The organism is Rhizobium sp. 0TCS1.26 (genome assembly GCF_050455525.1).
Taxonomy (GTDB): Bacteria; Pseudomonadota; Alphaproteobacteria; order Rhizobiales; family Rhizobiaceae; genus Neorhizobium.
Genome location: NZ_JBCIYV010000001.1, coordinates 280,857 through 306,864, shown reverse-complemented (window position 1 = coordinate 306,864; position 26,008 = coordinate 280,857). Strand labels below are relative to the sequence as shown.

The 26,008-nt window shown below is 65.7% G+C and carries 24 protein-coding genes; 14 read left to right on the top strand and 10 right to left on the bottom strand.

What is annotated here, in order from left to right; genetic code table 11:
• Positions 1 to 23 precede the first annotated feature (23 nt).
• The 3 genes from AAIH46_RS01530 to AAIH46_RS01520 all read right to left on the bottom strand — a co-directional run bounded on the left by AAIH46_RS01530 (position 24) and on the right by AAIH46_RS01520 (position 2,389).
• The gene (locus AAIH46_RS01530; RefSeq protein WP_430303751.1) at positions 24 to 524 is read right to left on the bottom strand and encodes a hypothetical protein; all 501 of its coding nucleotides are present in this window, start codon (positions 522 to 524) and stop codon (positions 24 to 26) included.
• Entirely contained in the window at positions 521 to 1,198 is a 678-nt protein-coding gene (rpe, locus tag AAIH46_RS01525; protein WP_430303750.1) for a ribulose-phosphate 3-epimerase, read from the bottom strand. Before rpe ends, AAIH46_RS01530 begins: the two co-directional genes overlap by 4 nt.
• A gap of 96 nt (positions 1,199 to 1,294) precedes the next feature.
• Entirely contained in the window at positions 1,295 to 2,389 is a 1,095-nt protein-coding gene (locus AAIH46_RS01520; protein ID WP_430303748.1) for an ABC transporter substrate-binding protein, read from the bottom strand.
• A gap of 259 nt (positions 2,390 to 2,648) precedes the next feature.
• Here AAIH46_RS01520 and AAIH46_RS01515 point away from each other — a divergent pair, with 259 nt between their 5' ends.
• The 7 genes from AAIH46_RS01515 to AAIH46_RS01485 are packed head-to-tail and all read left to right on the top strand — an operon-like array spanning position 2,649 to position 8,364.
• Positions 2,649 to 3,098 (top strand): flavin reductase, encoded by a 450-nt coding sequence (locus AAIH46_RS01515; RefSeq protein WP_430304956.1) that lies wholly within the window; start codon positions 2,649 to 2,651, stop codon positions 3,096 to 3,098.
• A gap of 21 nt (positions 3,099 to 3,119) precedes the next feature.
• The gene (locus AAIH46_RS01510) at positions 3,120 to 4,049 is read left to right on the top strand and encodes an AAA family ATPase (RefSeq protein WP_430303747.1); all 930 of its coding nucleotides are present in this window, start codon (positions 3,120 to 3,122) and stop codon (positions 4,047 to 4,049) included.
• A gap of 1 nt (position 4,050) precedes the next feature.
• The gene (locus AAIH46_RS01505; RefSeq protein ID WP_430303746.1) at positions 4,051 to 5,322 is read left to right on the top strand and encodes a vWA domain-containing protein; all 1,272 of its coding nucleotides are present in this window, start codon (positions 4,051 to 4,053) and stop codon (positions 5,320 to 5,322) included.
• Positions 5,319 to 5,639 (top strand): XdhC family protein, encoded by a 321-nt coding sequence (locus AAIH46_RS01500; protein ID WP_430303745.1) that lies wholly within the window; start codon positions 5,319 to 5,321, stop codon positions 5,637 to 5,639. The genes AAIH46_RS01505 and AAIH46_RS01500 overlap by 4 nt, the downstream gene beginning before the upstream one ends.
• Positions 5,639 to 6,337 carry an XdhC family protein gene (locus AAIH46_RS01495; protein WP_430303743.1) on the top strand — a complete coding sequence of 233 codons (699 nt, stop codon included), beginning with the start codon at positions 5,639 to 5,641 and terminating at the stop codon, positions 6,335 to 6,337. The genes AAIH46_RS01500 and AAIH46_RS01495 overlap by 1 nt, the downstream gene beginning before the upstream one ends.
• Positions 6,334 to 7,968 carry an NTP transferase domain-containing protein gene (locus AAIH46_RS01490; RefSeq protein ID WP_430303742.1) on the top strand — a complete coding sequence of 545 codons (1,635 nt, stop codon included), beginning with the start codon at positions 6,334 to 6,336 and terminating at the stop codon, positions 7,966 to 7,968. The genes AAIH46_RS01495 and AAIH46_RS01490 overlap by 4 nt, the downstream gene beginning before the upstream one ends.
• A 57-nt stretch (positions 7,969 to 8,025) precedes the next feature.
• The gene (locus AAIH46_RS01485) at positions 8,026 to 8,364 is read left to right on the top strand and encodes a TfoX/Sxy family protein (protein WP_430303741.1); all 339 of its coding nucleotides are present in this window, start codon (positions 8,026 to 8,028) and stop codon (positions 8,362 to 8,364) included.
• 60 nt (positions 8,365 to 8,424) lie between these two features.
• On the opposite strand, the gene AAIH46_RS01480 is transcribed toward AAIH46_RS01485, so the two are convergent.
• From AAIH46_RS01480 to bcp, 5 genes are all read right to left on the bottom strand, one after another.
• On the bottom strand, positions 8,425 to 8,853 hold the full coding sequence (locus AAIH46_RS01480; RefSeq protein WP_430303740.1) for an NUDIX domain-containing protein: 429 nt from the start codon (positions 8,851 to 8,853) through the stop codon (positions 8,425 to 8,427).
• Between the two features lie 25 nt (positions 8,854 to 8,878).
• On the bottom strand, positions 8,879 to 10,432 hold the full coding sequence (locus tag AAIH46_RS01475) for a DEAD/DEAH box helicase (RefSeq protein ID WP_430303739.1): 1,554 nt from the start codon (positions 10,430 to 10,432) through the stop codon (positions 8,879 to 8,881).
• Positions 10,433 to 10,608: 176 nt separating this feature from the next.
• Entirely contained in the window at positions 10,609 to 11,904 is a 1,296-nt protein-coding gene (locus AAIH46_RS01470; protein ID WP_430303738.1) for a M23 family metallopeptidase, read from the bottom strand.
• Positions 11,905 to 12,036: 132 nt separating this feature from the next.
• Positions 12,037 to 12,879: a ferritin-like domain-containing protein gene (locus tag AAIH46_RS01465; protein ID WP_430303737.1), complete on the bottom strand. Its 843-nt coding sequence runs from the start codon at positions 12,877 to 12,879 to the stop codon at positions 12,037 to 12,039.
• Between the two features lie 24 nt (positions 12,880 to 12,903).
• Entirely contained in the window at positions 12,904 to 13,377 is a 474-nt protein-coding gene (gene bcp, locus AAIH46_RS01460) for a thioredoxin-dependent thiol peroxidase (protein ID WP_430303736.1), read from the bottom strand.
• A 114-nt stretch (positions 13,378 to 13,491) separates the two neighbouring features.
• Between bcp and AAIH46_RS01455 the strand changes: the two genes are divergently transcribed.
• Positions 13,492 to 16,908 (top strand): DUF3971 domain-containing protein, encoded by a 3,417-nt coding sequence (locus AAIH46_RS01455; protein ID WP_430303734.1) that lies wholly within the window; start codon positions 13,492 to 13,494, stop codon positions 16,906 to 16,908.
• 59 nt (positions 16,909 to 16,967) lie between these two features.
• Here the strand turns inward: AAIH46_RS01455 and tyrS are convergent, their stop codons facing one another.
• Positions 16,968 to 18,221 carry a tyrosine--tRNA ligase gene (gene tyrS / locus AAIH46_RS01450; protein ID WP_430303733.1) on the bottom strand — a complete coding sequence of 418 codons (1,254 nt, stop codon included), beginning with the start codon at positions 18,219 to 18,221 and terminating at the stop codon, positions 16,968 to 16,970.
• Positions 18,222 to 18,430: 209 nt separating this feature from the next.
• Between tyrS and AAIH46_RS01445 the strand changes: the two genes are divergently transcribed.
• On the top strand, positions 18,431 to 19,606 hold the full coding sequence (locus AAIH46_RS01445; RefSeq protein ID WP_430303732.1) for a GGDEF domain-containing protein: 1,176 nt from the start codon (positions 18,431 to 18,433) through the stop codon (positions 19,604 to 19,606).
• A 57-nt stretch (positions 19,607 to 19,663) separates the two neighbouring features.
• Here AAIH46_RS01445 and AAIH46_RS01440 read toward each other — a convergent pair whose 3' ends face one another.
• The gene (locus AAIH46_RS01440; RefSeq protein ID WP_430303730.1) at positions 19,664 to 20,341 is read right to left on the bottom strand and encodes an alpha/beta hydrolase; all 678 of its coding nucleotides are present in this window, start codon (positions 20,339 to 20,341) and stop codon (positions 19,664 to 19,666) included.
• 212 nt (positions 20,342 to 20,553) lie between these two features.
• Here AAIH46_RS01440 and AAIH46_RS01435 point away from each other — a divergent pair, with 212 nt between their 5' ends.
• The 5 genes from AAIH46_RS01435 to sufD all read left to right on the top strand — a co-directional run bounded on the left by AAIH46_RS01435 (position 20,554) and on the right by sufD (position 25,995).
• Positions 20,554 to 21,720 carry a cysteine desulfurase family protein gene (locus AAIH46_RS01435; RefSeq protein ID WP_430303729.1) on the top strand — a complete coding sequence of 389 codons (1,167 nt, stop codon included), beginning with the start codon at positions 20,554 to 20,556 and terminating at the stop codon, positions 21,718 to 21,720.
• A gap of 142 nt (positions 21,721 to 21,862) precedes the next feature.
• Positions 21,863 to 23,332: a Fe-S cluster assembly protein SufB gene (gene sufB, locus AAIH46_RS01430; protein WP_430303728.1), complete on the top strand. Its 1,470-nt coding sequence runs from the start codon at positions 21,863 to 21,865 to the stop codon at positions 23,330 to 23,332.
• Between the two features lie 83 nt (positions 23,333 to 23,415).
• Positions 23,416 to 23,757, top strand: a complete 342-nt coding sequence (locus tag AAIH46_RS01425; RefSeq protein ID WP_430303727.1) for a GIY-YIG nuclease family protein — start codon at positions 23,416 to 23,418, stop codon at positions 23,755 to 23,757.
• A gap of 183 nt (positions 23,758 to 23,940) precedes the next feature.
• Positions 23,941 to 24,696, top strand: coding sequence for a Fe-S cluster assembly ATPase SufC (sufC, locus tag AAIH46_RS01420; RefSeq protein WP_430303726.1), 756 nt, complete (start codon positions 23,941 to 23,943; stop codon positions 24,694 to 24,696).
• Between the two features lie 24 nt (positions 24,697 to 24,720).
• On the top strand, positions 24,721 to 25,995 hold the full coding sequence (gene sufD / locus AAIH46_RS01415; protein ID WP_430303725.1) for a Fe-S cluster assembly protein SufD: 1,275 nt from the start codon (positions 24,721 to 24,723) through the stop codon (positions 25,993 to 25,995).
• Positions 25,996 to 26,008: the final 13 nt, after the last annotated feature.

Sequence of the window (26,008 nt, the reverse complement as noted above, 5' to 3'; positions counted from 1 at the left end):
TTTAGCAAGAAGAGCAGCCAAGCTCAACGCGTAGCGCGCAGAAGGACGGGGGTCGCCGCAGCCAGCAGCAGCGGGCCGAGCGGCAGATAGAGGCGCAGGCCGATGACCAGGAACTGGTAGGTGGCCGACGCGGTGGTGAACAGCTGCTGCAGGGTCCAGTCGAGCGTGAAGGCATCGGCATGCCAGCGGGCATAGAAGGCGCGGTAATCGAGCGCAAACAGCAGCGCGGTGAAGGCGAGCGTCGCGGCGCCGAGGATGACGAAAGCCAGCGGCAGGCGCAGCCGAAGGCGCACGACCCGCCGGCGAAGCAGAAGAAGGACAGCGGCCGACGCAAGCCACGCCAGTGCCGCGCCGCCGGCAAACACCATCAGCAGCGGCGACAGGTGGAAGGTGTCCAGCCGCTCGGTGCGCCAGAGACCGGCCAATGCGAGGCCGGCGCAGCAGAAGCTCCAGCCGATGGCGCCGGCAGACAGAGCGACGAGGCCGATGCCAGCACTTGTGCGGGCGTCGGCCGGGGCGCTCAAGCGGCAGCGCTTTCGGCGGCCTGCCGCAGCGCGGCGATGTTGGCGCGGTAGGCCTCGACGCCATCCCCCTTGAAGACGGCCGAGCCGGCGACGAAGACATTGGCACCGGCCGCGGCAGCAGCACCGATCGTTTCCGGCGTGATCCCGCCATCGACCTCAAGGTCGATCGGCCGGTCACCGATCAGCGCCTTCGCGGCACGGATCTTGTCGAGCATGGCCGGAATGAATTTTTGGCCGCCGAAGCCGGGATTGACGCTCATGACGAGGATCAGGTCGATATCGTCCAGCACGTTTTCGAGCACCGACAGCGGCGTGGCCGGGTTCAGCGTGACGCCAACCTTCTTGCCGAGGCTGCGGATGGTCTGCAATGAGCGGTGCAGGTGCGGGCCAGCTTCTGCATGCACGGTGATGCTGTCGCAGCCGGCCTTGGCGAAGGCTTCGAGATAGGGATCGGCCGGGGCGATCATCAGGTGGCAGTCGAAATAGGCTTCGGTGTGCGGCCGCAGCGCCTTGATGATATCGGGCCCGAAGGAGATGTTGGGGACGAAATGACCGTCCATGACATCGAGATGCACCCAATCGGCGCCCGCCTCGACGATGCCGCGCACCTCGTCGCCAAGCCTGGAAAAATCAGCGGCGAGGATGGAGGGGGCGATACGGATGGGCAGAGGCATCAGGGATCTCCTGGGGCTGAATGATGTCGGGCTGCGCTTATCACCGGCGGTGCGGCGGCACAATCGCCGTGCACCGCCGACCAGATCTTGCGAACCCTATTCGGTTTCCGGCCCGACGAGGCGGAAGGCGTCGTCGCGCCATTCCTGCAGGCGGAACGGGTTTTCTGTCAGTTCATGATCGGTGCCGAAGGAAAGCTCACCGATCACCGTCTGCACCGGCAGGCCGGTCGCCGCGACGGGAAGCGGCGTGCCGTCGGCCTGCGCCTTCGCCAGTGCCGCACGCGCGACCTGGACGGCAGCATAGGCGGGAAGCGTGTAGCCCTCCGGCTCGAAACCCGACGAGCGCAGCAGGCCGGCAGCCTCGGTTGCTTCCGGCAGCGCCGGATAATCGGGCAGCGCCACCGCCTGCACGTCATCGGCCAGCCGCACCGGCCGGTTGGCGGCGCGCATCACGTCGCCCCCGAGGAAGGCCATGGGCGTGCCTTCGGCTGCCGCATCGCGGGCCATCACCGCGACGTCGGCACGATCGCCGCCGACCAGAACCTGGGCGGCACCGGCCTTGGCAAGACGGCGCACCAGCGCCAGCTGCTGGTCCTGCCCCGGGCGATAGGTATCGGCAAACACCGGCTTGATGCCTCCGGCTTCGAGGCGCTGGCGCACGGCGCTCACCAGTTCGCGGCCGTAGATGGTGCCGTCATCGACGAGCGCGATCGGCTGGTTCTGGAAGCGCGACAGGATCGTGTCGGCGAGTTTCTCGGCTTCGTCGCCATCGGCCGGGCCGAGACGGAAGAACGGCCAGCCGTAGCGATGCGCATCTTCCATGAGGATTTTTGACCGCACCGAGACGGAGATCGCCGGGATCGCCTTCTCCTTCAGTCGCGGCAAAGCATCGGTGAGCGTCTCGACGCAGAGAAAGCCGACGACGGCCGAAGCGCCGGCGCCGATGGCGCGGTCGGCGATCGCTGCCCCGTCCTTGCGTTCGCAGCTTTCGTCGATGGCAACGATGCTGTCGCCCGGCTCTGCCGCCGCCTGGGCGCCGCGCAGGATCTGCGCGCCAAGAAGGGCATAGGGACCCTGTTGCGGAGCGACCACGACGATCGTGGCCGCCTGTGCCGTGCCGGCCGCGGCAATGGCGATGGAAAAGGCGGCGCAACGGCGCAGAAGAGCCGGGATGGAGAGAGGTCCTGTCATGACGCCACATTTAGCCTGAGCGACGGCGGCGTCAAAGGAAATCCGCGCCGCATGCCGATGACCCGCTGCCGCGACAGGACCCGCGATGGTTGGCGGCGAGACGCGCTGCCGCCAGGCGATGCATCGGCGTGGAAAATTTCTGCCTGGCGACCCATATTGTTCGTGAGGACCGGCAGCGCCGGCACCCGGGAGGAAGTGTGTGACGATATCGCAGAAACCTGCGGCGAGCCTCGTCGATCCGGCGATCTACCGCAACGGCATGGCGCGCTATGCGGGCCATGTTCAGCTGGTGACGACGGAATGGGAGGGCGTGCGACGCGGCGTGACGGTGACCGCCGCCTGCTCGGTTTCCGACGATCCGGCGACCGTGCTGGTCTGCCTCAATGCCGAAAACTCCGGCAACGCGATCTTCGAGGCGAGCGGCCGCTTCGCGCTCAATGCGCTTGCCGCCCATCACCAGCCGCTCGCCAAGGCGCTGGCGGGTTTTGGCCAGCTGCCGTCGGACGAGCGTTTCGCGCTGGGTGACTGGCGGCGGCTGGAAACGGGTGCGCCGGTGCTTTCGGATGCGCTGGTCGCCTTCGACTGCCGGCTGATCGACGTGCGCCGCATGTCAACGCATCTGGTGCTGTTCGGCCGCGTCGCGGAGATGCATTTCGGCCCGGAAAACCCGGCGCTCATTTATCTGGACCGCGCATTTCACCCGCTGTAACCTTGGGTCGCTGGAGGCGCCATGGAACGATTTGAGGCAGGTACGACGCCGACATCGATCGACGATACGCTCCGTCTGCTCGAAGGACAGGATTACCTGGCCGGGCGCGGGCTGGCGACGGTGATCTTCCTGGCGCTGCGGATGAAGCGGCCGCTGTTCCTCGAGGGCGAAGCGGGCGTCGGCAAGACCGAGATCGCCAAGGCTCTGTCCGTGGGGCTCGACCGCCCGCTGATCCGGCTGCAGTGCTACGAGGGACTGGATGTCTCGTCGGCCGTCTACGAATGGAATTATCCGGCGCAGATGCTCGACATCCGGCTTTCGGAAGCCTCCGGGGTCGATGATCGCCGACAGCTGCAGGCCAATCTCTACGACGAGCGTCACCTGATCCGCCGACCGGTGCTGCAGGCGCTGGCTGAGGCCGGCGAGACGGCGCCGGTGTTCCTCATCGACGAACTGGATCGCACCGACGAGGCGTTCGAGGCGTTTCTGCTCGAAGTGCTGTCGGACTTCCAAGTGACCATTCCCGAACTCGGCACCATACGGGCGGCCGAACCCCCGATCGTCGTCATCACCAGCAACCGGACCCGCGAGATCCACGACGCGCTGAAGCGGCGCTGTCTCTATCACTGGGTGGATTATCCGGAAGCTGCCCAGGAACTGGCCATCCTGCGGCGCAAGGTGCCGCAGGCATCCGAGACCCTCTCGCGGCAGGTCGTCGCCTATGTCCAGCGGCTGCGGACGATCGACCTGTTCAAGAACCCGGGGATTGCCGAGACCATCGACTGGGCGACCGCACTCACCGAACTCGACCGCATGGCGCTCGATCCGGAAACGATCACCGATACGCTCGGGACGCTGCTCAAATACCAGGACGACATTGCCCGCATCGGCGGCGGCGAGGGAGCGCGGATCCTCTCCGACGTAACGGCCGAACTGCTGGCGGCCGGGTGAGATGATGGCGAGCGCACATTCTGCCGGAACGACCGTTCTTGCACCCGTTGTCGATCACGGCGGGCGGCTTGCCGACAACATCCTCTACTTTTCCCGCCTGCTGCGGCGCGCCGGACTGAAAACCTCGCCGCAATCGACGCTGGATGCGGTGGCTGCGGTCGAGGCCGTGGGTATCGGCGGACGCGACGAATTCCGGGCAGTGCTGGCGGCGATCTTCGTCAAGCGGCGCGAGGAAATGGCGGTCTTCGACGAGGCGTTCCGGCTGTACTGGCGCAAGCGGGATCTCGTCGAGAAGATGATCCAGATGATGTCGCCGAAGACCGCCGACAACCGCCCGCCGGAAAAGCCGAAGCCGGGCGCGGCGCGCGTCGACGAGGCGCTGGTGGCCGAACGGCAGCGGCCATCCAAGAGCCCTGCACAGCCGGAGCTGGAGATCGATTCGCGGCGAACGGCTTCGGCATCCGAAGTGCTGCGGCGGACGGATTTTGCGCAGATGACGGCGGCCGAGCTGGCGCAGGCGCGGCACGAGATTGCCAGGCTGGCGCTGCCGCTTCAGAGCGTTGCGACCCGGCGTTTCGAGGCGTCGCCACGGCCGGCGCGGATCGATCGGCGGGCGACGCTGCGAAAATCGATGCGCAGCGGCGGCGACCTGATGCTGCCGGTGTTCCGGACGGTGCGGCGTCAACCGCCGCCGCTTGTCGTGCTTGTCGACATCTCCGGCTCGATGAGCGCCTATAGCCGCATCTTCCTGCAGTTCTGCCACGCGATCATGGAACGGCGGCGGCGCGTCCACGTCTTCCTGTTCGGAACGCGGCTGACAAATGTCACCCGCAGCCTTCGGGCGCGCGACCCGGACGAGGCGCTCGCCGCCTGCAGTGCCACCGTCGCCGACTGGTCCGGCGGCACACGGATCGGCGGAACGCTTGCCGCCTTCAACCGCGTGTGGGGGCGCCGGGTGCTCGGCGGTGGTGCCGTCGTGCTGCTGATCACCGACGGTCTGGAGCGCGACGGCGTCGAGGATCTTGAGCGCGAGATCGACCGACTGCACCGCAGCTGTCGGCGGCTCGTCTGGCTCAACCCGCTGCTGCGCTTCGAGGGCTTCGAGGCGCTGGCGCGCGGCGTAAAGACCATGCTTCCGCACGTGGACGAATTCCGCCCCATGCACAATCTGGCGTCGCTCGGCGAGCTTGCCGCGGCGCTTTCCGGTTCCACATCCGGCACATCCGATCCGCGGCGGTACCTGCAGCGGACCGAGACAGGGAGACCGACATGAACGACCAACTGGATCCTTTGGCAACCGCCGAAGCCTGGAAACGCGAGGGCCGGGCGGTTGCCGTCGCGACCGTCGTCGAGACCTGGGGCTCGGCGCCGCGGCCGGCCGGCAGCCACCTTGTCGTCGACGGCGAGGGCAATTTCGAAGGCTCCGTCTCCGGCGGCTGCGTCGAGGGGGCGGTGATCACCGAGGCGCTCGACGTGATCGAGGCCGGCGCCGCAAAGATGCTCGACTTCGGCGTCGCCGACGAGACGGCCTGGCGGGTCGGTCTTTCCTGCGGCGGCCGCATCCGGGTCTATGTCGAGAGGCTCGGCTGATGGAACTGGATACACTTATCCGGCTGAACGCCGCGCGCCAGTCGCGCCGGGCGGTGGTGCTGGCGACAGAGGTGGAGGGCGGCGCCTCGACGGTTCTGGTCGAAGGAGAGGCCTGGCCCGAAACCCTGCGGGAAGCGGCGGGCAAGGTCCTCCTGAGCGGCAAGTCCGGGCTCGCCGAGATCGCCGGCCGGTCGGTGTTTCTCAACGTCCACCTGCCGCCGCCGCGGATCGTTGCGATCGGCGCCGTGCACATCACCCAGGCGCTGGCCCGGCTGGCGCCGGTCATCGGCTTCGACCTGACGATCATTGATCCGCGCACGGCGTTTGCGACGCCCGAGCGGTTTGCCGGCGTCGATCTGGTGGCGGACTGGCCGGAGGACGTGCTGCAGGCACGGCCGCTCGACGGCTATACGGCGCTGGCCGCCGTCACCCACGATCCGAAGATCGACGATTTCGCGCTCGCGGAAGCGCTGCGCCGCGGCTGTTTCTATGTCGGCGCGCTCGGCAGCCGGAAGACGCATGCCAAGCGAGCCGAGCGATTGCAGCAGGCGGGCATCAGCGAGGCCGACATCGCCCGCATCCGCGCGCCGATCGGTCTCGACATCGGCGCCGCAAGCCCCGAGGAGATCGCGCTTGCCGTGCTGGCGCAGATCGTCGAGGCCTATCGCCGGCGCGACATCGGCGGAGCCGCTGCATGATCTTCGGAACCGTGCCGCTCGCCGAGGCGGAAGGGACGATCCTCGCCCATGCTGTGCAGACGGCCGATGGCCGGATCTCGAAAGGGACGCGCCTGTCGCGGAGCGATGTCGACCGGCTGCGTGGCGAGGGGATAAGCGAGATCGTCGCGGCGCGTCTGGAGCCCGGCGATCTGACGGAGGACGTCGCCGCCGCCCGGCTTGCCTCGGCGCTGGCCGCTGCCGGTCTCGAACTTTCCGAGGCGGCGACCGGACGGGTGAACATTCATGCGACCGCTGCCGGGCTTTTTCGTGCCGACCGCGAGACGATCGACCGCTTCAACCGGATCGATCCGGCAATCACGCTTGCCTGCCTTGCCGACCGCAGCAGCGTTTCGGCCGGCGCGATGGTGGCGACCATCAAGATCATTCCGCTCGCCGTTGCTTCGCAGCCGGTGGAGGCGGCGCGCGCCATCCTTGCGGCCGGAGAGGCGATCGGCCTGCGGCTCTACCGCCCGCATTCGGTGGCGCTGATCCAGACCGTGCTGCCGCTCACCAAGCCGTCAGTGCTCGACAAGACCGCCGACCTGCTCGGCCGGCGGCTGGCGTCCTCCGGCAGCGTCGTCGTCTCGGAGCGGCGCGTGGCCCACGAGGCCGGGGCGGTGGCCGAAGCGATCCGCGCCGCAGCGACGATCGACAACGGCAGCGGCCCGAAGATGATCGTGCTGTTCGGCGCCTCGGCGGTCTGCGATGCCGAGGACGTGCTGCCGCAGGCGATGCGGCTTGCCGGCGGCTCTGTCGAACATGTCGGCCTGCCGGTCGACCCCGGAAATCTGCTGGTGCTTGGATGGCTCAAAGACATGCCTCTCGTTGCAGCACCCGGCTGCGCCCGCTCGCCGAAGGAAAACGGGTTCGACTGGGTGCTGAACCGGCTGCTTGCCGGCGAGGCGCCGACGGTGGAGGATCTGACGGGGCTTGGCGTGGGAGGCCTGCTGATGGAAATTCCGAACCGCCCGCAGCCGCGCGAGCTCGGCATGCGCAAGGACGGGCCGCTGCTCATCGGCGGCGTGCTGCTGGCGGCAGGCCGGGCAAGCCGCATGGGCGAGGCGGGCCACAAGCTGCTGGCGGAGTTCGACGGAATGCCATTGGTGCGGCGGGTCGCCGAGCGGGCGATCGCCGCGCTTGGCGGACCGCTGGTGGCTGTCACCGGCTACCGCGCCCCGGAGGTTTCCGCAGCGCTCGAGGGCTTATCCCTGACGATCGCCGAAAACCGCGACTATGCAAGCGGCATGGCAAGCTCGCTGAAGACGGGGTTGGGTTCTCCGGCGCTCGCCGCAGTCGCGGGCGTGATGGTTCTACTTGCCGACATGCCGGGTCTATCACCGGCCGATATCGGTGCGCTTGCGGACGCCTTTCGCAAGGCGGACGGACGGGCGATCGTGCGGGCGGTTGCCGGCGGCAAGCGCGGCAATCCGGTCATCCTGCCGCGCGCCACGTTCGGCGACCTGATGCAGCTGGAGGGCGATGTCGGCGCACGGCACGTCATCGAGACCTGCGGCCTGCCGATCATCGACGTGGAGATCGGCCAGGCGGCACATGTGGACGTGGATACGCCGCAGGCGGTGGAAGCAGCGGGCGGCATCCTGAAAGGCTAGGCGACGTCTTCGGCCAAAGGCGGCCATTGCGGCCAGGGGACAGACGGAGGGACGGCAGTGGACAATGCAGCGATCGAAGAGCTGTTCGAGAGCCTCGGCCCGGTCAGCATCCGCCGGATGTTCGGCGGCAAGGGCATCTACCACGATGGCGCGATCTGCGCGCTGGAAGTGTCGGGCGAGATCCTGCTGAAGGCGGATGCCGAGACCGCCCCGCATTTCCGTGCCGCCGGTTCTCGCCAGTGGGCGTATGAGGGCAAGTCCGGCAAGCCGGTGCTGATGCCCTACTGGTCGATCCCCGACGAGGCGCTCGACGATCCGGATCTGATGACGAAGTGGGTGAGGCTCGCGGCGGAAGCCGGCATGCGGGGCGCCAAGCCGCGCAAGGGGAGCGCGTAGGCGGTAAGTAGGCAGTAGGCAATAGGCAGTAGGCAGTAGGCAGTAGGCAGTAGTAGAGGGTCAGGCGCGGGGGCGCAGGGCGAGCTTTTGAACGGCGTCACGGGTGAAGGCCGAGACCGGCTCCGGCAGTTCCGTCGGCAGGAACCAGCCCATGTCGGACAGCTTGTCGGGTTCGGTGATCGTTGCTTCGCCGGAAAAGTCCTGCGTCAGATAAATGACGGAAATCCAGTGCTGACGGTCGCTCTCGATCACTTGTTCGGAGACGCAGAGCAGGCTGACGGCGCCGATCGTCAGGCCGCTTTCTTCCTCGGCCTCGCGGCGTGCCGCATCCGCCGATCGCTCCATGTGGTCGACCTTGCCGCCTGGAATGTTCCAGTGTCCGGCCTCCGGCGCCTTGACGCGCCGGTAGAGGAGGATCCTGCCATCGTCGCGAAGCACGACGAGACCGGTTCCAAAACCCGGGAAATCAATGCCCGGCTGTGCGGGCATGTAGATTTCCGCAGACATGGAGGTGTCAGGCCTTGGCGCCGGCGACGATCAGCATGAATGCCGGGATGTCGTCGCCGAAGCCGACCGGGGTCGGGCCGTCGTCATGGTCGCGGTGCTGGCGGGCACGACGTTCGCGATGATCGTCATTGGCCGGATTGGGCCGACCACTGTTGCGTCCACCGTGCTGCTGCTGCCTGCGATGGTCCACCTTCTGGTGCTCTGCTGCCACGTTTTCCGTCCTTGCTGGCCTGATGGGTTCAATGCTTGGCGCTTCCGCCACTGCTGCCGCCTCGACGACGACAGGAGGCGGGCTGCGATCCTCGTCGCGACCGGCGCGCTTGCCGCGGCCACGCTCGCGCGTGCCTTCGCGATCACGATCCTTGTCGCGCTCGCGACCCTTGCCGCGCGGACGATTGCTTTCCTGGCTTTCCATAGGTGCCGGAAGCGCGGACAGATCGCCGTTCTCCCATTCGATCTTCTCGCCGATCAGCTTTTCGATGGCGTCGAGATACTTGGCGTCCGACTTGGTCACCAGCGTGAAGGCCTGACCCGAACGACCGGCACGACCGGTACGGCCGATGCGGTGAACATAGTCTTCGGCATGGATCGGCACATCGAAGTTGAAGACGTGGCTGACGTCGGGGATATCGAGGCCGCGGGCCGCAACGTCGGATGCGACGAGCAGGGTGATCGCATTGGCCTTGAAACCTGCCAGCATCTCGGTGCGCGAGCGCTGGTCCATGTCGCCATGCAGGGCGCCGACGGAGAAGCCGTGGCGTTCCAGCGAGCGGAACAGGTCGGCGACATCCTTCTTGCGGTTGCAGAAGATGATGGCGTTCTTCAGTTCGTCCTGCGCCTTGATGAGATCGCGCAGAACGGCGCGCTTCTCATAATCCTTGGCGTGTGCTGCGACGAGGCGCTGCGTCACGGTCTTGGCGGTCGAGGAGGGCTTGGCGACCTCGATGCGTTCCGGGTTCTGCAGGAAGCGATCGGCCAGCTTCTGGATCTCCGGCGGCATGGTGGCCGAGAAGAACAGCGTCTGGCGGGTGAACGGGATCATCTTGGCGATCCGTTCGATGTCCGGGATGAAACCCATGTCGAGCATGCGGTCGGCTTCGTCGATGACCAGGATCTCGACGCCGGTCATCAGCAGCTTGCCGCGCTCGCAGTGGTCGAGCAGGCGGCCGGGGGTGCAGATCAGCACGTCGGCGCCGCGCTCGAGCTTGCGGTTCTGCTCTTCGAACGAGACGCCGCCGATGAGCAGCGCGACGTTGAGCTTGTGGTTCTTGCCGTATTTTTCGAAGTTTTCCGCAACCTGGGCTGCCAGTTCGCGGGTCGGCTCGAGGATCAGCGTGCGCGGCATGCGGGCCCGCGCTCGGCCGTTCTCGAGAAGGGTGAGCATCGGCAATACGAAGGAGGCGGTCTTGCCGGTACCGGTCTGCGCAATGCCGCAGATGTCGCGCCGCTGAAGTGCGGGAGGAATCGCGCCAAGCTGGATCGGCGTGGGTATCGTGTAACCCGCGTCGGTCACGGCGGAGAGGACTTTTTGGCTCAGGCCAAGGTCAGCAAATGTGGTCAAAGAAAAAACTGTTTCCGTTCCGGTTCACTAAGAACGCTGTGAGTCGGATCAGTGCTGTGTCCGACGATGGGCGCGACATAGGCGCAATGGCCGGCAAAGTCAAGAAAACCACGCCGAGAGGCGGCAGGAATGTCGATTCCGCCGCCGTTAAGGATAATACTGGGTCTATCGATGGTTTATTTCAAGTAGCTTGTCAGCTTCATCCCGGCGTTGAGGAAGTGCATCGGGTCGGTTGCCTCGCCGTTCCTGCGCACTTCGTAATGAATATGGGGGCCGGTGGAGCGGCCCGTCGATCCAGCCTTGCCGATGACCTCGCCGGCCGCGATTGTGTCGCCGACGGAGACCAGGATGCTCGACATGTGGCCGTAGCGCGTCGATACGCCCTGGCCGTGGTCGATCTCCACCATGTTGCCGTAGCCGTTCGTATAGCCGGCAGCGGTCACGCGGCCGTTGCCGGTGGCGCGGATGCCGTTGCCGCTCTCGGCCTGGAAATCGACGCCGGCGTGCAGGGCGAGGCGGCCGATGAACGGGTCGACGCGGTTGCCGAACGGGCTGGTGATGTCGCGACCGGGCGCCGGATTGCCGAAGGGCAGCTTCCGCGCCGTATCGCGCACCGTCTCCAGGCGGTTGAGTGCGGCATCGAGCCGATCAAGCGAGGTGTCGAAGGCATTGACGGCCGCCGGCTCGACGAAAGGTCCGCCGATGCCGTTCGGTGCGGGGGCGGCCATGTCGGCCGTTGCAAGGTCGATCCCGGTGCGGCGCATGATCCGGGTCATCGCGGACACCGTCTTGTCGGCATCGTCGGTGAGGCCGCGGATGCGGGCGAACTGCTCCTGCTCGACGGTTCGCAGCGAACGGGTGACGCGGGAGAAGACACGGTCGGCGCGATCGGCGACGCTTTCATGCGTCGGCGCAAAGGCGGTCGCAGCCGAGCGGCCGGCGGGCAGGGACGGGTCCAGCGCCAGGAGCCGGTCGATGGCCTTCTGCCCCGAGCTGGCGTTCGCCTGGTTGTCCTTGACGACGGGCTGGAAGGCGTTGGCCTTGGGCGCAGGGGCCGACGTCAGGCCCGATTCCTCGGCCCGTTCGACGAGCGACCCAAGCCGCCCGTGGCGGGAGAAGAGTGCATCCTGCTGCTCCAGCAACTTTTCGACCTTCTGCTCGACGACCTGCTGATCGAGCAGCTGGCGCGAGGTGATGCGGTCGAGCTGCGCACGCAGGGCCGAGATGCGGTCCTCGTAATCGTGCTGGATGCGCGCCTGGCGGGCCATGGCGGCGCCGATCAGGTCGTCGCGCAGCACGAGATAGGTGGTGGCAGCCAGATAGCCGATGGTGAAGAGGCCGACGAAACAGACGGCGGCGGCGGTCATCCAGGGGCGGATGGTCATGTGGCGGATGCGCTCGCCCGAGGCGAGGATCAGCACGGGCGGTGCGCTCCGTCTGCTGAAAACGCGGTTGTCGCTTGCCCCTGCCACGCTCGTCCCCCGCACCCTTCATCACCCCGATCCGTCAATGCGACTACACATCGTTAAGGTTAATCCCGGGTTAACTCCGGGCCTTTCGGGACGCGTTTGGGTGCTTTGCCGGCGAAGTAAACGCCGCTTCCGTCAGGCGCTGCTGGTTGCCGTCAGCGAGCGGTAGAACGACGGCGTCAGGCCGGCTTCGGCGCGCGCCACATCGTTGAAGGGCGGCTTCAGCGAGCCGCGGAAATTGGCCCGCACCAGCTCCTTGAAGGTGGCCGCCGGATCGCGCTTCTCGCGGGCGCAGAGGAAGCGGAACCATTTGGCGCCGATCGCCACATGGCCCTTCTCGTCGTTGTAGATGACATCGAGGACGGCAGCAGTTTCCATGTCGCCTGTATCGCGCATCTTCGCCTGCAGCGACGGGGTGACGTCAAGCCCGCGCGCCTCGAGGATCAGCGGCACGACGGCGAGCCGCGCCGTCAGGTCGTTGCGGGTCGAGTGGGCGGCCTGCCACAGGCCGTCATGGGCGGGCATGTCGCCGTAATCGGCGCCGAGATCCTGCAGCCGGGCGCGCACCATCCTGAAGTGCTTGGCCTCCTCGAAGGCGACCTGCATCCAGCCGTCGAAGAACGAGTTCGGAACCGGCTCTGTGGCGTAGCGGGCGACGATATCGAGCGCCAGGTCGACGGCGTTGAGTTCGATATGGGCGATGGAGTGGAGGAGTGCGATGCGCCCCTTGAGGGTGTGCAGCGAGCGCTTCTCGACGGCCCGCGGCGGCACCAGCTGCGGACGATCCGGACGGCCGGGCCGGTCCGGGAGCGGCGGATCGAGCGGCGAGCGCAGTGACAGGCGGCGGGCGAACCAGCGGGTCGCCGCATGCTGGGCGATTGCCGTCTTGCGGTCGAGATCGGCGGAGGCGATCGCCAGGATCGCCCCGCCGCGCAGCGACGGAATGGCAGGAAGATCGTCTGTCTGAACCTCGGTCATGGATGTCTGAGTGTCACAGGCCCGTCACGGCTTCAAGGCCTTTGCCGCATCGAGCACGTCCTGCGCATGACCCTCGACCTTCACCTTCGGCCAGACGCGGGCGATCGTCCCGTCGGGTGCAACGAGGAAGGTCGTGCGCTCGACGCCCATGTACTTCTTGCCGTACATGCTCTTTTCCTTCCACACGCCATAGGCCTCGCAGACCGCATGATCCTCGTCGGCGGCGAGCGCCACGGTCAGGGCGTACTTGCGGACGAACTTGTCGTGCTTGGCGGCCGAATCAGGCGAGATGCCGATGACGATGGCGTCGGCCGCTTCGAAGTCGGCGCCCTTGGCGGTGAAGTCGATGGCCTCGGCGGTGCAGCCGCTGGTGTCGTCCTTCGGGTAGAAGTAGAGGACGACCGTCTTGCCCTTGTTAGCGGAAAGCTGGATGGTGGTGCCGCCGTCGCGGGGAAGCGTGAAATCGGGGGCGGGTGCGCCCTGTGCGAGATCCGACATTGTTTTCCTTTCTTTCGCCAGTATCTAGGGGAATTGCTGCCGCATTCGTTATATACTGGCGCGCCGCGGGTCCAGATCACCCGGCAACGGGCGCGTGATGAGAACCGGAGAACCATGGCGGAAATACGAGGCGAAAAAGTCAGGTTCCGCCGCAAGGACATGATCCCGCTGCATGCGCTGCCTTCGGCCCAGGCGCACGATCCCGTCATCGTCCATTGCCCGCCCCGGCGGCGGCGCATCCACAGCTTTGCCCGCTATGTCACCTGGCTTGCGGTGCTGATCGCGGCGGCCGTGGCGAGCGCCTTCTTTGCCATCGAGACCGGCGCCGTCGACGGCGCGCTGAACGCCCGGGCGCAGGCGGCGCTGAACGGCGCGATCGGCAACCGCTACCGGGCGACTGTCGGTTCGACGGCCATCCGATTCGATTCGGATTTCCGGCTGGCGCTTGTCGCCCGCGACGTCGATATCGTCGAAGTGGCGACGGGAGAACACCTGACGCGCACCGGCGCGGTGCGTCTTGCCATCGATCCGCTGGCGCTGGCGAGCGGCCGCGTGTCGATCCGCCACATGGAGGCCGAAAACATCAGCCTCGACACGGCGCTGCTGCCGGCCGGCGACCCGATGGACCTGTCGACCGTGCGTGTCGACCGCCTGCCGGCATCGCTGGAGCAGGCGTTTCAGCGGCTCGACGAGGCGCGCGGGCTGATCGAGCGCACCGGCACCGGATCGGTGCGGATCTCGGGCATCAACATCCAGTTCCCGCCGGACGCGTCCGGCAAGGTCTCGACGCTGGTTGTCTCCGACCTCAACTTCACCATGACCGATGCCGGGCAGATCGCCCTCAAGGGCCGCGTCGAACTCAATGGCCGGCCAGCCGACCTGACGGTCGACGCGACTGCCGTCAACGGCGTGACGCGGATGCTGACGGCGCGGATCGGCGGCCTCGACCTGACGCCGTTCCTGCTGCAGCGGATGGAAGACGGTTCGCCGCGCGAAGGTCTTGAGGGCTCGATCGCGCTCGACCTCAACGCCCAGCGCGACACGGCCGAGACGGAGCCGGCGATCAAAGCCGAGATCCACCACGACCGCGGGCGCTTCTATTTCGACGGGATCGGCCAGGAACTGTCGGGCGCCGAGATCCGCGCGGCCTACGACTTCACCCGCAACTCGATCCAGATCATGCCTTCGGAGTTGCGCTTCGGGCCGACCGTGCTGCCGCTCAGCGGCGCGCTGATCGATCTCAACCGCATCGACGCGGCCGAGCAACGGCCGGGCTTCGGCCTCGACCTGCTGGTCAGTGGCGGCAAGGCACAAGGCTCGGCCGGCGGCGAAGAACCGGTGCTGTTCGACATGAAGGCCGGCGGCCGCTACCTGTCGCGCGATCGTCAGCTGGAATTCGACGAGATGCAGGTATCGAGCCCGATGGGGCAGATGGCCGGCGCGCTAAAGATCCACTTTCCGGGCAACCAGTCGCCGGAGATCAGCTTCGGAGCGCAGCTGCCGCGCATGGATGTCGCGGCGGTCAAGCAGCTGTGGCCGTTCTGGATGGCGCACAAGCCACGCGACTGGGTGACGTCGAGCCTGTTCGGCGGAACCGTGACCAACGGCTCGATCTCGGTGTTCATCCCGGCCGGGCGCATGAAGGGCCCGGGCCAGCCGATGGAGCTCAACGCCGACGAATTGCGCGTCGCCTTCGACATCGCCGACAACCGCCTGACGCTGCCCGGCGAACTACCGCCGCTGCGCGACGTTGCCGGCCACTTCGACCTGAAGGGCGAGCGGCTGCGCGTCGACCTCAAGAGCGCCAACGCCTATTTCCCGTCTGGCCGCACCGTCAACGCCGAGGGCGGATCGTTCACCATCGGCTCGACCTACAGCAAGCCGCTGATGGCGGATCTGGAGATGACTGTGTCCGGAGCCGCCGACGCGGTGGCCGAGCTTGCCACCTTCAAGCCGATCAACGGTTTGAAAGGCACTGATTTCAAGCCGGAAGATTTTTCCGGCAAGGCCAAGGCGACCGTCAATGCACGGTTCGGGCTGATCAACGACCAGCAGCCGCCGGCGCCGACCTTCAAGGCGAGCGTCGCGCTGGATGGCGTCGATCTGGCCAAGCCGATGGAAGGGCGCACCGTCACCGACGTCGACGGGACGCTCGACATCGACGACAAGGCCGTGCGTCTGAACGCCAAGGCCAGCATCGACACGGTGCCTGCCGAAGTCACGCTGGTCGAGCCGATCGGTTCGCAGTCGAACGTGGCGCGCGAGCTGTCGCTGAGCGCGACGCTGAACGATGCGCAGCGTGAAAAGCTGGCGCCCGGCCTCTCCGACATCATCAAGGGGCAGATCGGCCTGGAGCTGTCGCGGATTGACGCCGAGCGCCAGCTGGTCAAGCTCGATCTCGGCAAGGCAACCCTGTCGGTTCCATGGGTGGGCTGGACGAAGGGCAGCGGCATTGCCGCCAAGGCAAGCGCCGAGGTGCAGAGCAAGGATGGCAACACGACAATCCAGAAGCTCGACCTGTCCGGCGACGGGTTCGGCATCAACGGCAAGGTGGCGCTCGACAAGGGCGGACTGAGCTCGGCGGATTTCAGCCACGTGCAGCTGTCGCCGGCCGACGATTTTGCCGCCTCCATCCGCCGCGGCAAGGGTATCTACGACGTCTCGCTCACCGGGTCGGCTGCCGATCTGCGGCCGGTGCTGTCGAAATTCAAGAATGGCAGCGGCGAGGGCGGCAAGCAGGGCAGCGGCAAGGGCAGCGATGCGGCCCGGGTGAAGGCGAAGCTCGACCGCATCGTCGGCTTCAACGACGAGAGCATCCGCAACGCCAACCTGTCGATCACCGTCAGGGACGGCGACATGCACGGCGTCGAATTTTCCGGCGTCACCGCCAGCGGCCAGGCGGTGGTGGCAAAGACCGCCTCCGGCAGTGCCGCGGAAACCATCACGCTGACCAGCGGCGATGCCGGCGCGGTTGCCCGCTTCGCCGACCTCTACGACCATCTGCGCGGCGGCCTCCTCAACATCCGCCTGGACAACGAGGAGGGCGACGACTGGAGCGGTTCGATCGACATCCGCAGCTTCTCGCTGGTCAACGAGAGCCGGCTGCAGTCGATCGTCTCGACTCCGGTCGGCGAGGACGGCCGCAGCCTCAATTCGGCAGTGAAGCGCGACATCGACGTCAGCTCGGCAAAATTCCAGCGCGGCTTTGCTAGGGTCGTCTACCGGCAGGGGGCGCTGTCGCTGCAGAACGGCGTGGTGCGCGGCGAGCAGATCGGTGCGACCTTCCAGGGCATGGTGCGCGACGCGGCCGGCAACATGGACCTGACCGGGACCTTCATGCCGGCCTACGGCCTCAACCGGCTGTTCGCCGAACTGCCGATCATCGGCACCATCCTCGGCAACGGCCGGGATCGTGGCCTGCTGGGGATCACCTTCAAGGTCGCCGGCTCGATGGCCCAGCCGAAGCTCACCGTCAATCCGCTGTCGATCATCGCGCCCGGCGTGTTCCGGCAGATCTTCGAGTTCCAATGAGAAAAGGCCCGGCGAGAAGCCGGGCCTTTTCAAGGATTGGCTGGTAGGTCGGGCTGGCTTCAGGCCGGCCGCACCAGGATGTGCTTCTTCTTGCCGAGCGACAGCTTGATGACGCCGTCGGAGGTGACCTCGCCAGTGCCGATCAGCTTGCGCTCGTCGGAGACGGCAACGTCGTTGATACGTACCGCGCCACCCTGGACGTGACGTCGCGCTTCGCCGTTCGACGCGGCAAGACCAGCCTTGACGATCAGGGCGAGCAGGCCGATGCCGGCATCGAGTTCGCCGGCAGCCACGTCGATCGACGGCAGGTTGTCGGCAAGCGCGCCCTCCTCGAACGTCTTGCGGGCGGTCTCGGCCGCCTGTACGGCGGCGTCGCGGCCGTGCAGCATCGCCGTCACTTCGGTCGCGAGGATCTTCTTGACCTCGTTGATCTCCGCGCCGCCGAGTGCCGACAGGCGGGCGATCTCGTCCATCGGCAGCGTCGTGTAGAGCTTGAGGAAGCGCGATACGTCGGCATCCTCGGTGTTGCGCCAGTACTGCCAGAAATCATAGGCCGACAGCATGTCCGGGTTGAGCCAGACGGCGCCGTTCAGCGACTTGCCCATCTTGGCGCCGGACGACGTGGTCAAGAGCGGCGAGGTGAGTGCGTAGAGCTGCGGCGTGCCCATGCGGTGGCCGAGATCGATGCCGTTGACGATGTTGCCCCACTGGTCGGAGCCGCCCATCTGCAGCCGGCAGTCGTAGCGCTTGTTCAGCTCGACGAAATCGTAGGCCTGCAGGATCATGTAGTTGAATTCGAGGAAGGACAGCGACTGCTCGCGATCCAGGCGGGACTTGACGCTCTCGAAGGACAGCATGCGGTTGACCGAGAAGTGGCGGCCGACATCGCGCAGGAATTCGAGGTAGTTGAGATCGCGCAGCCAGTCGCCGTTGTTGATCATCATGGCGTCCTTCTGCCCCTGGCCGTAGCTTAGGTAGTGGGAGAAGACGCGCTTGATGGAGGCGATGTTGCTCTCGATCGTGTCGACGGTCATCAGCTGGCGTGCGTCGTCCTTGAACGAAGGATCGCCGACCATGCCGGTGCCGCCGCCCATCAGCGAGATCGGCCGGTGGCCGGTCTGCTGCATCCAGTGCAGCATCATGATCTGGATCAGGCTGCCGACGTGCAGGCTCGGCGCCGTCGGATCGAAGCCGATATAGCCGGTCACGGTTTCCTTGGCGAACAGTTCGTCGAGACCCGCCTCGTCGGAGATCTGGTGAATGAAGCCGCGCTCGTCGAGCGTGCGGAGGAAGTCGGACTTGAACCTGGACATTGACCTATCTCGGCAGATGTTGGCTGGGATGTGAAGCCGGGCGTCTAACACTGTTTCAGCGATGAATCACTTCAAAAGTTGGAAGCCTTGTCGTAGAGGGTTCCATGGGGGCATCGCGAAGTTGCGGCAGAACGTTAACCTGTCGTTACCGCCCGGCCATTAGGTTCTTTTCGATACAATTTGAGGGCGGGACGAACCCGCGATCCAGGATGAATGGCGCCAACTACTTTCTGATCGTCAATTTCCTGGTCGGGATCTCCTTCTGCACCGTGTTCCTGATCGTTTCGACGCGCAGCCGCTCGCGGATCGCCGCCCGCTGGATCGCCGTCGCCTACGCCGTCGCGTCGCTCTCGGCGATCGCCGAACTGCTCGTCGCCTACAGCGATTTCCCAAAAGTCTTCGCGATCGCCGCCTTCATGAGCGTGCTCGCCGGGCTGCTGCTGATCCGCGTCGGCGTGGCGCGGCTCTACGGCGTGCCGGCCCATCTTACAGCGCTGGCCGGCTTCTTCTGCGCCGCGGTGGTGCTCGACGTCTTCATCTACGACTTGCCGCGGGGCACCTGGCTGCATGCGCTGAGCTACCAGACACCGTTCGCCCTGGCGATGCTGTTCAGCGCCATCGCCGTCATCCGTTCGTCGCGACGCGAACCGATCGACCGGGCCATGGTGGTGCTGCTCTCCGTCGCCACCCTGCAGTTTCCGGTGAAAGCCGTCATCGCGGTGCTGGTCGGCGCCGGCCCGACGGCCAAGGATTACGTCCATTCTCCGTATGCGCTCGTCTCGCAGAGCATGACCGGCGTGTTCGTCGTGCTCGTCGGACTGATGCTGCTGTCGGTCTTCGTGCTGGAGATCATGGAGGAGGCGCGCAGCGATTCGGAGGTCGATGCACTGTCGTCGGTGTTCAACCGGCGTGGCTTCGATGCCGGATGCGAGCGCGTGCTGCGCCGGCAGCCGGTGGGTCCGCATGCCCTGATCCTCTGCGACATCGACCACTTCAAGCGGGTCAACGACACGTTTGGCCACTATAGCGGCGACCGCGTGATCCGCACCTTCGCCGACCTGCTCAGCAACAGCGCGCCGGAGGATGCGGTCGTCGGCCGGCTCGGCGGCGAGGAGTTCTGCGTCATGCTGCCGGGCGTATCGCTGAATGCGGCGATGCTGTTTGCCCAGGCGCTGCGCGGCTCGATGGCGATGCAGCCGATCGCCGGCCTGCCGCAGACGTTCAGGGTCACCGCAAGCTTCGGCGTTTCCATCTTCAAGTCGAGCGCCGACATGTCGGCCGCCATGCGCTTTGCCGACAACGCGCTCTACGAGGCGAAGGCTGCCGGCCGCAACTGCGTACGCCAGCACCAGAGCGTCATGCCGATCGCTATGGCGGCCGGCTGAGGGCATAAAAAAACGGCCCGAAGGCCGTTTTTTCAAAGTCCTGTTCGGGCAGGCGCCTCAGCGGATGCGCTTGGCAGCCGGTTCCGGCACCAGTTCGCCGTTCAGGCGGCGGTCGAGATAGTCCTCGCATTCGCCCATCAGCTCATCCACCTTGCCGTTGAAGAAGTGGTTTGCACCCTCGATCGTGTGGTGGGTGATCAGGATGCCCTTCTGGGTCTTCAGCTTTTCGACGAGGCCGTTGACGTCCTTCTCCGGAGCCACCTTGTCGGCATCGCCGTTGATGATCAGGCCGGAAGACGGGCAGGGCGCCAGGAACGAGAAGTCATAGGTGTTAGGCTGCGGGGCGATCGACAGGAAGCCTTCGATCTCCGGGCGGCGCATCAGCAGCTGCATGCCGATCCAGGAACCGAACGAATAGCCGGCGACCCAGCAGCTCTTCGAATCGGGATGCAGGCTCTGCACCCAGTCGAGCGCCGAGGCGGCGTCGGACAGCTCGCCGGCACCGTGGTCGAACTCGCCCTGGCTGCGGCCGATGCCGCGGAAGTTGAAGCGCAGCGTCGTGAAGCCGCGCTTCTGGAACATGTAGAACAGCTGGTAGACGATCTGGTTGTTCATCGTGCCGCCGAACTGCGGGTGCGGGTGCAGGATGATGGCGATCGGCGCGCTCTTTTCCTTCGACGGCTGGTAGCGTCCTTCGAGGCGGCCAGCGGGGCCGTTGAAAATGACTTCGGGCATCGTAACTCCGGTCAGCTTTTTGTGGTTTCCAACCGTTTCGGAGGGGCTTTGACTTGACGAAGCCGCTCATCTTTTCTAGAAACAGTTTAGAACCATTCGAAAGTTGGGCCGGCTCGTGCCGCCCAGTTGGTCGTCTCTTACGGCATGCGTGGCGAAAATTTCAAGGGAAATGCGCCGCATCCGAACATCTAGATCGGGAACCGGGACAGGCAATGGCCACTCCGCGTGCATATCTGGACTGGAACGCGACGGCGCCGCTCTCCGATGCGGCCCGCAGCGCCATGCTGGATGCCTACGCTCTGCCGGGCAATGCCTCGTCGGTGCATGCGGAAGGACGCGCCGCGCGGGTGGCGCTCGACCGTGCCCGACGACAGGTGGCAGCGCTTGCCGGAGCCCAGCCGCAGCACGTGATCTTCACCAGTGGTGCGACGGAATCAGCCAATCTGGTGCTGACGCCTGAGTTCCGCATGGGACGCGCGCCTCTGGCGATCGGCCATCTTTATGTGTCGGCGATCGAGCATCCAGCCATTCGCGAGGGTGGACGCTTCGACCGCACCCAGGTGAGCGAGATTGCTGTCACGCCTGCGGGCGTCATCGATCTCGAGGCGCTTGGCGGCGCACTCGCCGGCCATGACGGTTCGACCGGACTGCCGATGGTCGCGGTGATGCTCGTCAACAACGAGACCGGCATCATCCAGCCGGTCGCCGAGGCGGCCCGGCTGGTGCATCAGAAGGGCGGCCTGCTGGTCGTCGACGCGGTTCAGGCTGCCGGGCGGACCCCGCTCGACATCGAAGCGCTCGACGCCGACTTCATGATCCTGTCGTCGCACAAGATCGGTGGACCGAAGGGCGTCGGCGCCCTGGTGTCGCGCGGCGAGGTCATGGCGCCGAAGGCGCTGATCCACGGCGGCGGACAGGAAAAGGGCCATCGCTCCGGCACCGAGAATTTTCCGGGCATCGTCGGGTTTGGCGCGGCAGCGGACGCGGCGGTGGAAAACCTCACGAGCACCGTGTCGACGCTTGCCGCGCTCCGCGATCGTCTGGAGGACGGCATGCGTCGCGCCGCGCGCGACGTGATCATCCATGGTGCGGCGGTCGAGCGGGTGGCCAATACCACCTTCTTCACGCTGCCGGGGCTGAAATCCGAGACCGGACAGATCGCCTTCGACCTCGAAGGCGTCGCGCTATCGGCGGGAGCGGCCTGTTCGTCGGGCAAGGTGGGGCAGAGCCACGTGCTGACGGCGATGGGTTGCGACCCGGATCTCGGTGCGCTGCGCATCTCTCTCGGACCGGCAACGACTGCCGATGATATCGACAGGGCGCTTGCCGCCTTCGTCAGGATTGCCGGGCGGCGCAAGCCGGCCGGGCAGGCGGCGTGACCGCCGGGGCTCTTGCGAAAACGCAAGAATCTGCTTGCCAAATGGTGTGAAAACCGCCTTCTGGCCACTACATACAGGCGGACATCCGCCAAATGATGACAAGCTGCCGGACCCTTGATTCCGGCAAGATTGGAGACTGACCATGGCTGCTGTGCAGGAAACGATCGATCAGGTCCGCCAGATCGATGTTGACCAGTACAAGTATGGCTTCGAGACCGTAATCGAAGTCGACAAGGCCCCGAAAGGCCTTTCCGAAGAGATCATCCGCTTCATCTCGGCGAAGAAGGACGAGCCGGAATGGATGCTGGCATGGCGCCTCGACGCGTACCGTCGCTGGCTGACCATGGAGGAGCCGACCTGGGCCCGCGTTGACTACCCGAAGATCGATTTCAACGACCTCTATTACTACGCCGCGCCGAAGACCACGTCGGGTCCGAAGTCGCTTGAAGAGGTCGATCCGGAACTGCTGAAGGTCTACGAGAAGCTGGGCATCCCGCTGAGGGAGCAGGAGCTGCTCGCCGGCGTCGAGAAGCCGCGCGTTGCCGTCGATGCGGTGTTCGATTCGGTATCGGTCGTGACGACCTTCAAGAAGGAACTGGCCAAGGCCGGCGTGATCTTCATGTCGATCTCGGAAGCCATCCGCGAATATCCGGAACTGATCAAGCAGTATCTCGGCACGGTCGTTTCGACCACCGACAACTATTACGCGACGCTGAACGCTGCCGTCTTTACCGATGGTTCGTTCGTCTTCGTGCCGAAGGGCGTGCGCTGCCCGATGGAGCTGTCGACCTACTTCCGCATCAACGAGAAGAACACCGGTCAGTTCGAGCGGACTCTGATCATCGCCGAGGAAGGCGCCTACGTGTCCTACCTCGAAGGCTGCACGGCGCCGCAGCGCGATGAAAACCAGCTGCATGCGGCGGTCGTCGAGCTGGTGGCTCTCGACGATGCCGAGATCAAGTATTCGACGGTGCAGAACTGGTACCCGGGCGACGCCCAGGGCAAGGGCGGCATCTACAACTTCGTCACCAAGCGCGGCGATTGCCGCGGTCACCGGTCGAAGATTTCCTGGACGCAGGTCGAGACCGGCTCGGCGATCACCTGGAAGTATCCGAGCTGCATCCTGCGCGGTGACGACAGCCGCGGCGAGTTCTACTCGATCGCCGTGTCGAACGGCTACCAGCAGATCGACAGCGGCACCAAGATGATCCATCTCGGCAAGAACACGTCGAGCCGCATCGTCTCGAAGGGGATTGCCGCCGGGTTCTCGCAGAACACCTATCGCGGCCAGGTGACGGCGCATCGCAAGGCGAGCAATGCCCGCAACTTCACGCAGTGCGACAGTCTGCTGATCGGCGACCGGTGCGGCGCCCACACGGTGCCCTACATCGAGGCGAAGAATTCCTCCGCGCAGTTCGAGCATGAGGCGACGACGTCGAAGATCTCCGAAGACCAGCTGTTCTACTGCCTGCAGCGCGGCATCCCGACGGAAGCGGCCATCGCGCTGATCGTCAACGGCTTCGTCAAGGAAGTCATCCAGGAACTGCCGATGGAATTTGCCGTGGAAGCACAGAAGCTGATCGGCATCTCGCTGGAAGGCTCGGTGGGGTGATCATGCGAACCCTGTCCGTCGCGCCGGTCCTCCTGGCCGTCATCCTCGGGCTTGTCCCGAGGATCTGCTGGAAGTGACGCGGAGTGACAGGGTTTGTCTACATCATGTCGGACAAGCCACGCGGGGTTATCTACGTCGGTGTGACAAGCGATCTCCACGGGCGGGCCTGGGAGCACAGAAATCAGATTGGTGAGGGTTTCACGGCGAAGTACCACGCAACTCTCCTCGTCTGGTTCGAGAGGCATCCCAACATTGTTCTGGCCATTCGGCGGGAGAAATCGTTGAAGCGGTACCTGAGAGACTGGAAGATCAGGCTGATCGAGGGTTTGAACCCAACATGGCTGGACCTGTTCGAGAAGATCGACGAGATCGACAACGTCTATGTTCCGCATGCACATACCATGCAGTGGTCCGACTATAACTGAGGTCGGCAGATCCTCGGGACAAGCCCGAGGATGACGAGAATTGGGCGCCGAGGCGGCGACGAGAGATGGGCGCCGAGGCGGCGACGAGAGATGGGCGCCGAGGCGGCGCTGAAGATTGGGGCGCCATTCGGCGTCAAGGATGAAGAGGCGGCCCTTGAACCGCCCAAGGACAGGAAGACAAAAATGCTCGAGATCAAGAACCTGCACGCCCGCATTGCCGAAGACGGCACCGAGATCATCCGCGGCCTGAACCTGACCGTGAAGGCCGGCGAAGTCGCCGCCATCATGGGTCCGAACGGTTCCGGCAAGTCGACGCTCTCCTACATCCTGTCGGGTCGCGACGACTACGAGGTGACCGAGGGCGAGATCCTTTACAACGGTGAAAGCATCCTGGAGCTCGATCCGGCCGAGCGTGCCTCGAAGGGCATCTTCCTCGCCTTCCAGTATCCGGTGGAGATCCCCGGCGTTGCCACGATGCAGTTCCTCAAGGTGGCGATGAACGAGCAGCGCAAGGCGCGCGGCGAGCCTGAACTGACGACGCCGGACTTCATCCGCCGCGTCAAGGAATCGGCGGCCGAGCTGAAGATCAACATGGACATGCTGAAGCGTCCGCTCAATGTCGGCTTCTCCGGCGGCGAGAAGAAGCGCGCCGAGATCCTGCAGATGGCGCTGCTGGAGCCGAAGCTCTGCGTTCTCGACGAGACCGACAGCGGCCTCGACATCGATGCGCTGAAGATCGTCGCCGACGGCGTCAACGCGCTGCGCTCGCCGGATCGTGCGGTGATCGTCATCACCCATTACCAGCGCCTGCTCGACTACATCGTGCCGGATACCGTCCACGTTCTCTACAAGGGCCAGATCATCCGCTCGGGCGACAAGGCGCTGGCGCATCAGCTGGAAGCCAACGGTTACGCCGACATCATCGGCGCAGCGGCCTGAGACCTGGGCAGAAGGATATTCGGCATGAACATGCAGAGCACAAGCCGGCAGACCGCCGCTGAATCTGCGCTGATCGACGCCTACAATGCCCAGGTGGGAGACCTGCCGGGCAACGGGGCGGTAATCAGTGCGCGCGACCGGTTGCTGGAAGACCTGAAGACCAACGGCCTGCCCAACCGCCGGGTGGAAGCCTGGCATTACACGGATCTCAAGACGCTGCTGCGGTCGGTTCCGGCCCAGGTTCCGGCGGCGGTCGTCGCAGCCCCCCAGCCGCTCGTCGAAGGGGCGCTGGTGATCGCCACCCACCAGGGCCTGGTCGACAACCGCAATTCGATCGACGGTGTGCTGGTCGGCTCCTTCGCCGACATGCTGCGCGAGGGAACGGCGGCACCCGGCCTGTCGCTGCTGGATGGCGACGACGCGATCGGCAAGATCAACGGAGCCTTTGTCCGCGACGGTCTGGTGCTGGAATTCCCGGCCGGAACGACCATCGACCGGCCGATCGAGATCCAGGCGCTGCACGGTGCCGGCCAGGCGCATACGCGCTTCCCGGTCAGCTTCGGCGCGGGCTGCAAGGCGACCGTGATCGAGCGGCACATGGCGACCACCGACGGCGAGGCGCTGGTCTCGTCGGTGAGCGACATCTCGCTTGAGGACGGCGCCGAGGTGACCTGGATCGTGCTGCAGGAGCAGGGCGCTTCCGACACGCATCTCGGGCAGATGCGGGTGCGCGTCGGCTCGAACGTCAAGCTGAGGCTCTACGTCATCAATGCCGGCGGAAAGCTGGTCCGCCAGGAGCTGCGGATCGACGTTGCCGGCGAGGGTACCGACCTGCAGCTGCGCGGCGTCAACCTGCTGGGCGGCGACACGCACACCGACGTGACGCTAGTGCTCGGCCACAACGTGCCGAACACCACCTCGACGGAAATCTTCCGCAGCGTCGTGTTCGACCGTGCCCGCGGCATCTTCCAGGGGATGATCAAGGTGGCACTCGACGCGCAGAAGACCGATGCGAAGATGGCCTGCAACACGCTGCTGATGTCGGACGAGGCGGAGTTCTCCTCCAAGCCCGAGCTCGAGATCTTTGCCGACGACGTGCAGTGCGGCCATGGCGCCACGGTCGCCGACATCGACAGCAACCACCTCTACTACCTGATGGCGCGCGGCATTCCGCGCAACAAGGCACGGGCCATGCTGGTGCGCGCCTTCGTCGCCGAGATCATCGAGGAACTCGAAGACGAGCAGCTGGTCGAGGCGCTGGAAGGCATCATCTCGACCTGGCTCGAGAAGCACGCCTAAGGGTAAGAACAGG

Excerpts from the sequence above, each read along its gene's own strand:
- rpe (WP_430303750.1), bottom strand. The coding sequence starts at position 1,198 with ATGCCTCTGCCCATCCGTATCGCCCCCTCCATCCTCGCCGCTGATTTT.
- AAIH46_RS01520 (WP_430303748.1), bottom strand. The coding sequence starts at position 2,389 with ATGACAGGACCTCTCTCCATCCCGGCTCTTCTGCGCCGTTGCGCCGCC.
- AAIH46_RS01515 (WP_430304956.1), top strand. The coding sequence starts at position 2,649 with ATGGCGCGCTATGCGGGCCATGTTCAGCTGGTGACGACGGAATGGGAG.
- AAIH46_RS01510 (WP_430303747.1), top strand. The coding sequence starts at position 3,120 with ATGGAACGATTTGAGGCAGGTACGACGCCGACATCGATCGACGATACG.
- AAIH46_RS01505 (WP_430303746.1), top strand. The coding sequence starts at position 4,051 with ATGATGGCGAGCGCACATTCTGCCGGAACGACCGTTCTTGCACCCGTT.
- AAIH46_RS01500 (WP_430303745.1), top strand. The coding sequence starts at position 5,319 with ATGAACGACCAACTGGATCCTTTGGCAACCGCCGAAGCCTGGAAACGC.
- AAIH46_RS01495 (WP_430303743.1), top strand. The coding sequence starts at position 5,639 with ATGGAACTGGATACACTTATCCGGCTGAACGCCGCGCGCCAGTCGCGC.
- AAIH46_RS01490 (WP_430303742.1), top strand. The coding sequence starts at position 6,334 with ATGATCTTCGGAACCGTGCCGCTCGCCGAGGCGGAAGGGACGATCCTC.
- AAIH46_RS01480 (WP_430303740.1), bottom strand. The coding sequence starts at position 8,853 with ATGCCCGCACAGCCGGGCATTGATTTCCCGGGTTTTGGAACCGGTCTC.
- AAIH46_RS01465 (WP_430303737.1), bottom strand. The coding sequence starts at position 12,879 with ATGACCGAGGTTCAGACAGACGATCTTCCTGCCATTCCGTCGCTGCGC.
- bcp (WP_430303736.1), bottom strand. The coding sequence starts at position 13,377 with ATGTCGGATCTCGCACAGGGCGCACCCGCCCCCGATTTCACGCTTCCC.
- AAIH46_RS01455 (WP_430303734.1), top strand. The coding sequence starts at position 13,492 with ATGGCGGAAATACGAGGCGAAAAAGTCAGGTTCCGCCGCAAGGACATG.
- tyrS (WP_430303733.1), bottom strand. The coding sequence starts at position 18,221 with ATGTCCAGGTTCAAGTCCGACTTCCTCCGCACGCTCGACGAGCGCGGC.
- AAIH46_RS01445 (WP_430303732.1), top strand. The coding sequence starts at position 18,431 with ATGAATGGCGCCAACTACTTTCTGATCGTCAATTTCCTGGTCGGGATC.
- AAIH46_RS01440 (WP_430303730.1), bottom strand. The coding sequence starts at position 20,341 with ATGCCCGAAGTCATTTTCAACGGCCCCGCTGGCCGCCTCGAAGGACGC.
- AAIH46_RS01435 (WP_430303729.1), top strand. The coding sequence starts at position 20,554 with ATGGCCACTCCGCGTGCATATCTGGACTGGAACGCGACGGCGCCGCTC.
- sufB (WP_430303728.1), top strand. The coding sequence starts at position 21,863 with ATGGCTGCTGTGCAGGAAACGATCGATCAGGTCCGCCAGATCGATGTT.
- sufC (WP_430303726.1), top strand. The coding sequence starts at position 23,941 with ATGCTCGAGATCAAGAACCTGCACGCCCGCATTGCCGAAGACGGCACC.
- sufD (WP_430303725.1), top strand. The coding sequence starts at position 24,721 with ATGAACATGCAGAGCACAAGCCGGCAGACCGCCGCTGAATCTGCGCTG.